The sequence below is a fragment of the Pseudoalteromonas sp. G5_S1_54_S4 genome, assembly GCF_054968565.1.
Map to the genome: position 1 here is coordinate 18,129 of NZ_JBQKUL010000052.1, position 9,473 is coordinate 27,601.

Sequence of the window (9,473 nt, forward strand, 5' to 3'; positions counted from 1 at the left end):
TTATTAGATGAAATTTTCACACTTTTTTATACAGCGACCGATTTTTGCGGCCATGCTGTCGTTGATTATTTTAATTGCAGGTAGCATTTCATTATTTCAGCTGCCTGTCAGTGAATACCCAGAAGTTGTACCACCAACAGTGGTTGTGACTGCAAGTTACCCAGGTGCTAACCCGACGGTTATTGCACAAACAGTGGCAACACCGCTTGAGCAAGAAATAAACGGCACCGAAAACATGCTGTATATGTTTTCACAAGCAACCAGTGACGGACGTATGACGCTCACGGTGACATTTGCGTTAGGCACTGATTTAGACCGTGCCCAAGTGCAAGTGCAAAACCGAGTAAATAGTGCGCTGCCGCGTTTGCCACAAGAAGTGCAACGTTTAGGGGTTGTTGCTGAAAAATCATCACCCGATTTAACCATGGTGGTGCATTTATATTCACCCCAAAACAGCCATGACACCGCGTATTTATCAAATTATGCCGATTTAAATATTAAAGATGAAATAGCGCGTTTACCTGGTGTGGGTGATATTCGTTTATTTGGTGGCGGTAAATATGCAATGCGAGTTTGGCTTAACCCCGATGCGCTAGCATCACGTGAGCTTACTGCAAGTGACGTGGTCAATGCACTGCGTTCTCAAAATCAGCAAGTTGCAGCGGGTAGTTTAGGTGCGCAACCGATTTCAAATGACAGTCAGTTTCAAATTCTATTAAACGTTAAAGGACGCCTTAATAGCATTGAAGAGTTTAAACAAGTCATTATTAAAGTTGGGGAGCAAGGGCAGCTTACCCGTTTGTCAGACGTGGCACGTGTTGATTTAGGCCAAGATTCTTATGCATTGCGTGCTGAGCTTGATAATCAACCTGCTTTAGCGATGCCAATATTTCAACGCCCAGGGTCAAATGCCATTGAGCTCTCTGATCAGGTGCGTGAAACCATGGCACGTTTATCAAAAGACTTTCCTGCAGGTGTTGAATACGACATTGTTTATGATCCAACGGTATTTGTGCGTGGTTCAATTGATGCGGTAATCGCCACTTTACTCGAAGCAATCGTGCTGGTGGTGATTGTGGTTATTGTGTTCTTACAAACCTGGCGCGCGTCTATTATTCCGTTAATTGCGGTGCCTATTTCACTCATTGGTACGTTTGCCGTAATGCAGTGGCTTGGGGTGTCTATTAATACATTATCGCTATTTGGTTTAGTACTGGCTATAGGTATTGTGGTTGATGACGCAATTGTGGTTGTAGAAAATGTTGAGCGAAACATAGAAGATGGCTTATCACCGCTTGAAGCCACCCGCGTGGCAATGACGGAAGTAACCGGCCCTATTATTGCGATTGCATTAGTATTATGTGCGGTATTTATTCCAACGGCTTTTATTACTGGGCTTTCAGGGCAGTTTTATAAACAATTTGCATTAACCATTACGATTTCAACGGTAATTTCGGCGTTTAACTCATTAACGCTGTCGCCAGCACTGGCCGCTTTATTGTTAAAATCACATGATGCCGAGCCTGATGCGTTTACCCGCGTGCTTAATAAATTATTTGGCCGTTGGTTATTTCAACCTTTTAACCGCGTGTTTGACCGTGGTGCTAAAGGGTATGAAAAGCTGGTACAAAAGCTTATTCGTATGAGTGTTGTGGTTATGGTTGCGTATATTGCTTTAGTTGGCGGTACGATTAAATTGTTTGATGCAGTACCGGGTGGGTTTATTCCACAACAAGATAAGCAATACTTAGTCGCTATTGCGCAGCTACCAGATGCAGCAAGCTTAGACCGTACAGAAGCGGTGGTAAAACAAATGCAGCAAATTGCATTAGAGGTCCCAGGGCTTGCGAACACGGTAGCGTTTCCTGGTCTTTCAGTGAATGGTTTTACTAATAGCCCAAATAGCGGCATCGTATTTACGCCACTGGCGCCTTTTGCAGAGCGTACTGATCCGAGTATGTCGGCTTCGGCTATTGCAGCGCAACTAAACCAACGTTTTGCGGCCATTGATGAAGCGTTTGTGGCTGTATTTCCGCCACCGCCTATTCAAGGCTTAGGAACCACAGGTGGCTTTAAGCTGCAAATTGAAGATAGAGCTAACAAAGGCTTTGAAGCTTTATTTAACAGTTTGCAATCAGTGATTGCTGCGGCGCAAAAAGATCCGGCATTAATGGGGCTGTATTCAAGCTTTAGAATTCAAGTGCCACAAATGGATATTGATATTGACCGCGAACAAGCGCTTATTCAAGGCATTCCATTAGATGAAGTGTTTAACTCGTTGCAAATTTATTTAGGCTCAGTGTATGTAAACGACTTTAATATGTTTGGTCGTACCTACCAAGTAAATGCTCAAGCAGATGCTGAATTTAGGGTAGACCCAGAGCAAATACTAAACCTAAAAGTACGTAATCGTGCAGGTAATATGGTGCCACTAGGCTCAGTGCTTACGGTAACGCCAACTATAGGCCCTGATCGTGTTATGCACTACAACGGTTACCCAAGTGCTGAACTTAACGGCAGCCCAGCGCCAGGTTACAGCTCAGACCAAGCGCAAACAGCGATTGAAAATGTATTGGCGAAAACGCTACCTACAGGTATTGAATATGAATGGACTGAGGTAACGTATCAGCAAGTACTTGCCGGCAATACTATGGTGTACGTGTTCCCACTGGTGGTATTGCTTGTGTTTATGGTACTGGCTGCACAGTATGAAAGCCTACGTTTACCATTGGCCATTATTTTAATTGTACCTATGACTATTTTCTCGGCGTTATTAGGGGTGTGGTTTGTAGGTTCAGACAACAACATATTTACCCAAATAGCGTTAATTGTACTGGTCGCATTGGCTTCTAAAAATGCCATCCTTATGGTGGAATTTGCTAAAGATAAACACGACACTGGATTATCGCACCTTGAGGCGATGTTAGCGGCGTGTCGATTACGTTTACGTCCAATTTTAATGACATCAATTGCCTTTACCGCAGGTGTTATACCGCTTGTATTGGCAACCGGTGCTGGGGCAGAAATGCGTCATGCCATGGGTAATGCGGTGTTCTCGGGTATGATTGGTGTAACTGTGTTTGGACTATTATTTACACCGGTGTTTTATATGCTGGTGGTAAAAAAGCAGCGCGTTGAGGAGCCTTCGCATGACTAAATTTAACTTGAGCGCTCTTAAATTATCGCCATGGTTGAGTTCTGCATTAGCGGTTGCTGTGTTATCAGGTTGTGCGAGTAAAATTGACACAGCCGCTCAGCAACAACAGATTAATGAGTTTGTTGCCAAAGCAATATCTGCAGAGCAGTTTATGGGTGAAGATGAGCAAAACTGGTGGCACAAGCTAGGCTCAGCGCAATTAAACCAGCTGGTGAGCAACGCACTTGCTAATAATTACGACTTACAAACTAGTCAGCTGGTATTAAAAAGTGCTTTGGCGCGTATTGGCGAGCAACAAGCGCAATACTTACCGCAAGGAGGTATTGAGATTGGTGCAAAGCGAAGCGGGCTAGGCAATACCAATAGCCGACAATCAAGTGCAAATGTTGCACTTGATTGGCAGCTCGACTTATTTGGTCGAATTACTGCGTTAGTCGATGCCGCGAATTCACAAGCAATGAGCCAAGCTGAGCAAGTTAGGTTATTGCAAATTGAAGTGGTGTCGGCTGTGATTAAAGGCTTTGTGAGTTATCAAGGTAATCTGCAAAAGCAGCAAATTATTGAGATGCAAATAGAAGCGCTTGAACAAAGCATTCAGGTGCTACAGGCCCAAGTTGATGAAGGTGTGGCTAATGAGCTCGACTTAAACCGCACTATGGCGCAACTTAGACAGCAGCAAGCCTTGGTGCCGGCAATTGAATATGCCAAGTACCGTGACTTATCTACTTTGGCCGTATTAAGCGCGCAAACTACGCAATCACTGAGTATTAATGATGAACGTACTATATTAACTAAGGCATTTGCGGTGTCATTGGCAAAGCCTAATGATGCAATAGCATTAAGACCTGATATAAGTCGTGCTTTATTTGATTTTAGCCAAGCAAATAGTTTAAGTGTAGCAGCCAGCAAAGCTTTATTGCCGGATATTAGCTTAAGCGGCTTTGCAGGCGTGTTAAGTTTAGGGAGCAACGGTTTTAGTGATACCCAGCAGCAATGGCAAGTAGCGCCGCAATTGCAGTGGTCATTATTAAGTTACCCTGCGCTTTTAGCACAACGCGATGCGCAGCAGTTTTTAAGCCAAGCGGCGTATACCGATTACCAACAAGTGGTATTAAAAGCGATTAACGAGAGTGAACTTTCTCTGCAATTATTGGTCAATCAAGCACAGCAATCGCGCTTTGCTGAGCAGCGGTATCAATTTGCTAATAATGCATTTTTACAAGCACAAGCAATGTATGAAGAAGGGCAAATTCCTTACTTAGAGTTGTTGGATGCACGTCAGGATGTTTTAATAGCACAAGAAAATGCCGTTGATTCAACTATTTCATCGTTACTGGCTAAGGTAAATGCTTACCAGTCATTTAATGGACGATGGAGTTACGCGTTAAGTAGTACTAACTAGTAGAGTTTTTGATGCCTAATACTGTAGTTACAAACCCAGATACTATTCCTTCATCTATGCAGGCTATTGCCTTAATAGAGCCTAATGAGGATATTCACTTATCGGATACTCAGTTACCTGTGCCTCAATGCACAGGTAATGAGCTGCTAGTAAAAGTAGAGTATGTTGGTTTAAATCCGGTGGATGCGCAATTTGCTAAATCTGGCTTTTGTTTATGGCAATATCCGCATGTTTTAGGCTTGGATGCAGTGGGTGTAGTGGTTAAAGCGGGTAAAGGCGTATTTCCTGGCGTGGGTGAGCGTGTAATGTGGCACGCCAGTATTGGTGAGCAAGGGGTGTTGAGCGAATACGCAAAAGTGCCTAATTATGCAGTGTCTATTATTCCCAAGCAATTAGCCAGTGACAAGGCTGCAACTTTACCCTGCGCCGGAATGGCGGCATTGATCAGCTTAGATAAACTATCAGTAACTGAGGGCGATACACTTTTTGTTGAAGGTGGTGCTGGCGCTGTAGGGCAATTTGCTATTCAGTTTGCCAAGCAGCGCGGTGCAGATGTATTTACCACCGCCTCTAAGCGCAATCATAAGTTAGTTAAGCAACTCGGCGCCGATGTGGTCTTTGATTACAACGATAAAGCCTTATGTGACAAAATTCGTCGAGAGTTAGGTCCACAAGGGTTTGACGCCGTTATTGATATTATGGGTGGGGAATCGACCATTCAAAATATCGAGCTAATGCGTTTTTGTGGTCGTATTGCTTGTTTAAATCCACTCCCTAACTTCGAACAGCAGCTAATGTACCGTAGAGCACCCAATATTAGTATTGTCTCCTTAGGAGGTGCGTGGCTAGCTAACAGCTTATGTGCGCAGCAGCGCATGAGTTTTATGGGCAATTTGTTGCTTGAAACGGTAGCAAATGGCGAAATAACTCCTCCAGAAGTACTAGCTGTTGATTTTAACGCAAACGCTGTTTCGGCTGCATTAAATAAACAGCTTGCAGGTGGGTTTACAGGTAAACAAGTGGTTAAAATAAGCTAATTTCACCCAAATTCTCGTATTAAAAAACGCAGCCTAATTTTAGGCTGCGTTTTTTTGTTTCTACTTTATCACCAAATCCGTATTTGCGGCGCCAACAACCAGAATTATTAAATTTTTAACAAAAAAAATAATAATTCAGCGTACAGGTGCAAGCCTTTTTATTTCAACAGTTTACGTTCAGGTAAAGAAAATAAATTGAAAAAACTGTTAATTAATTGAATAGAGTAATTGATCTAAACCGATTTTTATGACGTAATGTAGATATTATTTATCTGGTCGGATGAGTTCGCTATGAGTTTACGTACAAAATTAAAAAAAGTATTACCAAGCATTTCAGTTACTGAGCAAGAAGCGCTAGACGCTGGCGATGTATGGCTAGAAGGGTCTATCTATCGAGGTAAACCAGATTTCAGCGCGCTACGCGACGTACCTGCGGCAAAATTAACCGCAGACGAGCAAGCGTTCTTAGATGGCCCAGTACAAGAATTACTTGGCATGATTGACGATTCAGTCATTCAAAATGGTATTCATTTACCAAACGACATTTTAGAGTTTTTGAAAAAAGAGCGTTTCTTCTCGCTGATCATCCCTAAATCGTTTGGCGGTTTAGAGTTCAGCCCATACGCTAACTCAACAATTGTAGGTACAATTGCTACTAAAAGCTCAGCGGTTGCGGTAACCGTAATGGTACCAAACTCGTTAGGCCCGGGTGAGTTACTACTTCACTTCGGTACAGATGAGCAACAAGCACATTACTTACCACGTTTAGCAAATGGTACAGACATTCCATGTTTTGCATTAACCAGCCCAGAAGCAGGTTCTGATGCAGGCGGTATTCCTGATGTAGGTACTGTTACTAAAGGCATGTATAACGGTGAAGAAGTACTTGGCCTAGAAATTACATGGGACAAGCGCTACATTACACTCGCGCCAATTGCTACTGTACTTGGTTTAGCGTTTAAAGTAGTTGACCCTGATGGTCTACTAGGTGGCAAAGAAAACCTAGGTATTACTTGTGCACTTATTCCAAAAGAGCACCCTGGTGTAGAACTTGGTAACCGTCATGATCCTATGGGTATCCGTTTTTACAACGGTACTACACGTGGTAACAAGGTATTTGTACCAATGGACTTTATTATCGGTGGTCAGAAAAACATCGGTCGCGGTTGGCAAATGCTAGTTAGCTGTTTAGGCGCTGGTCGTGGTATTTCATTACCAGCATTAGGTGTAAGTACAGCACAAGTTGCATTTAAATCAGCTTCTGAGTACGCAGCAGTGCGTGAACAGTTTGGTTTATCAATTGGTCAATTTGAAGGTATTCAAGAAAAGCTAGCTGACATTGCAGGTAAAACATACCTACAAGAAGCAATGCGAGTATTGACAACTGAAGGCTTAGGCATGGGCTTAAAACCATCGGTAGTAACTGCAATTGCTAAATACCATATGACAGAGCTTGGTCGTGATGTACTTGACTCAGCAATGGATATTCAAGCGGGTAAAGCAATTCAGAACGGTCCTCAAAATACACTTGCTAGCGGTTATGTGGCGCAGCCAATTGCCATTACGGTAGAGGGCGCGAACATTCTTACCCGTAACCTGATGATCTTTGGTCAAGGTGTCATGCGTTGTCACCCATACCTACAGTCTATGGTTGAGTCTATCCACAGCGATGACAAAAACGCAGATGCAGAATTTAACGGTATTTTACGTAAAACGGTTGGTTACAGCACAGCAAATAGCTTACGTGCATTCCGTTTAGGTGTACTACCATTTACTGCTGGCGCAAGCTCTGCATTACCAGAAGTACGTGACTACGAAAAAGCAGTACATAAACTATCAGCTAAATTAGCTGTCTATGCTGACTTCTCGTTACTAGTACTTGGTGGTAAATTAAAGCAAGCTGAAATGCTTTCAGCACGTTTAGGCGATGTAATGAGCTTCTTGTATGCAGCTATGGCATCTATTAAGTATTACGAGCAAAAAGTAGCAAGCAGCGAGCGTGAGCAAGCGGCTCCTTACTTCCATTATGCGACTCGTTTTGCACTACAAAGTGCAGAAGAAGCATTGCACAAGTTCTTAGACAACTTCCCTGCAAGTGGTACTCGTAAGTTCATTCGTTTTATTACCATGAACTACTCAACTAAAATGCCAAAAATTAGCGATGATTTAATTCGTGAATTAGCAAAACAAGCTCAGCTTGATACGGCATTTAAAGCGCAAATAACGCATTTAGTTAAGCCAATTGAAGGTGATGGTCATCACATCAATGAGCAAGCTTACAAAGCTAAAATGGCGTCACTTGAGCTATTAGCTAAAGTGAAAAAAGCGCTACGTGCTAAAACCTTTAAGCCGGGTACGCGTTTTTCAATCACGCTTGAAAATGCACTTGCTGCAAAAGTAATTAACGACGCTGAATTTGTTCAGTTAAGTGATTACAACAAAAAGCGTGAAAAAGCGATTCGTGTTGATGAGTTCGACTTCGATATGAACATCCTAGACGACAACGCACAGCCAGTTAATCCGCTTAAAAGCGTGGTTAACCAATAAAATTCAATAATGCAAAGCGCCTGCAGTTTAGGCGCTTTTATTGATACAAAATTAGTGTGGAGTCCTGCTTGAGTAATATCAAGCGGGGCTTTTTTATGGGTTTTCAAAGTAGAAATAGATAGCGGTATTGGTCTTAAAGCGAATATGTATGCATAGAGGATTAAAAAGAGACGCTTATAATCTTGAAAAAGGGCTAACAACCCCGTTGGCACCTTGTTGCAGTACATGGGTATATATTTGTGTGGTTTTAACATCAGAATGGCCAAGCTGAGCTTGAACAGTTCTTATATCGGCGCCATTTTGCAATAGATGCGTTGCAAATGAATGACGCAAGGTATGCGGTGTTATAATTTTTGTTAATCCCGATTTTTGAACGGCTTTTTTAACCTCTTTTCTAATACAAGAGTGATGAAAATGATGTCGTCTTATTTCACCACTTTGAGGATCTGAACTTAATATATGAGAAGGAAATAAATACTGCCACGCAAGTGATTTTGAGGCGCTAGGGAATTTTTTTGTTAAAGCATATGGCATCCACACACCCGCATATTCCGTATTATTTAAATCAAGTTTTAAATAGTCATCAACGTTCAAAATTTGATTTCTCAGCATAGGAATTAGCTCTGTGGCCAGCGTTACAATACGGTGTTTATTACCTTTCCCATTCCATACTTGAATACACTTATAATCAAAATCAATATCTTTCACCCTTAACTGCACCGCTTCCATTACTCTTAAACCGCTACCATACATAAGGCCTGCAATAAGATAATAGCGCTTATTTAAATGAGTCATAAGCAGCTTAACTTCTTCTGGCGTCATTACGACAGGCAGTTTTGCTTGTTTTTTACTGTGGGCAAAATTTAAGTTTAACGATAATTCACTTTTTATTATGTGCTTGTATAAAAATGACAATGAATTAAGTGCTGTGGCTTGCGTTCGTGGTGCAACATTTTGCTTTAACACTAAGTGTTCTAGATAGCGTTCGACTTCATTGTCTCCCATTGAGGCGGGGTGGCGCTTATTATGAAAATGAATATAAGATGCAATCCACCTCAGGTAAGTATCTACGGTACGTAATGAATACTGACGCACTAACATATATTCAGCGATATAATTTAAAAATGGGGAACGCGTTTTCATATTTTCACCAATAAGAATACTGTGTTTATATACAGCTTAGTTGTTTTGCTCACATATTCAAGAAAATGCGCGCCGAGCGCACTTTCTTCTTTCTTATTATATTTAGTACCAAGAAAAAATTATAGCTGGTAATGAGTTAAGTTATTTGTTAAAAAGTAATTAATAAATATATTAGCGTAACGTTGGT

General features: G+C 41.8%; 5 protein-coding genes. 4 read left to right on the forward strand and 1 reads right to left on the reverse strand.

The genetic code is table 11. The annotated features are described in order from the left end of the window. Positions 1 to 7: 7 nt before the first annotated feature. From ACTRWE_RS16315 to ACTRWE_RS16330, 4 genes are all read left to right on the forward strand, one after another. Positions 8 to 3,157, forward strand: a complete 3,150-nt coding sequence (locus tag ACTRWE_RS16315) for an efflux RND transporter permease subunit (RefSeq protein ID WP_262976992.1) — start codon at positions 8 to 10, stop codon at positions 3,155 to 3,157. Next, positions 3,150 to 4,559 carry a TolC family protein gene (locus tag ACTRWE_RS16320; protein ID WP_262976991.1) on the forward strand — a complete coding sequence of 470 codons (1,410 nt, stop codon included), beginning with the start codon at positions 3,150 to 3,152 and terminating at the stop codon, positions 4,557 to 4,559. The genes ACTRWE_RS16315 and ACTRWE_RS16320 overlap by 8 nt, the downstream gene beginning before the upstream one ends. Before the next feature lie 11 nt (positions 4,560 to 4,570). Beyond that, positions 4,571 to 5,596 carry a zinc-binding dehydrogenase gene (locus tag ACTRWE_RS16325; RefSeq protein WP_262976990.1) on the forward strand — a complete coding sequence of 342 codons (1,026 nt, stop codon included), beginning with the start codon at positions 4,571 to 4,573 and terminating at the stop codon, positions 5,594 to 5,596. Between the two features lie 291 nt (positions 5,597 to 5,887). Then, positions 5,888 to 8,143, forward strand: coding sequence for an acyl-CoA dehydrogenase (locus tag ACTRWE_RS16330; RefSeq protein ID WP_262976989.1), 2,256 nt, complete (start codon positions 5,888 to 5,890; stop codon positions 8,141 to 8,143). A gap of 174 nt (positions 8,144 to 8,317) precedes the next feature. On the opposite strand, the gene ACTRWE_RS16335 is transcribed toward ACTRWE_RS16330, so the two are convergent. Beyond that, on the reverse strand, positions 8,318 to 9,286 hold the full coding sequence (locus tag ACTRWE_RS16335; RefSeq protein WP_076921749.1) for an integron integrase: 969 nt from the start codon (positions 9,284 to 9,286) through the stop codon (positions 8,318 to 8,320). Between the last annotated feature and the right edge of the window lie 187 nt (positions 9,287 to 9,473).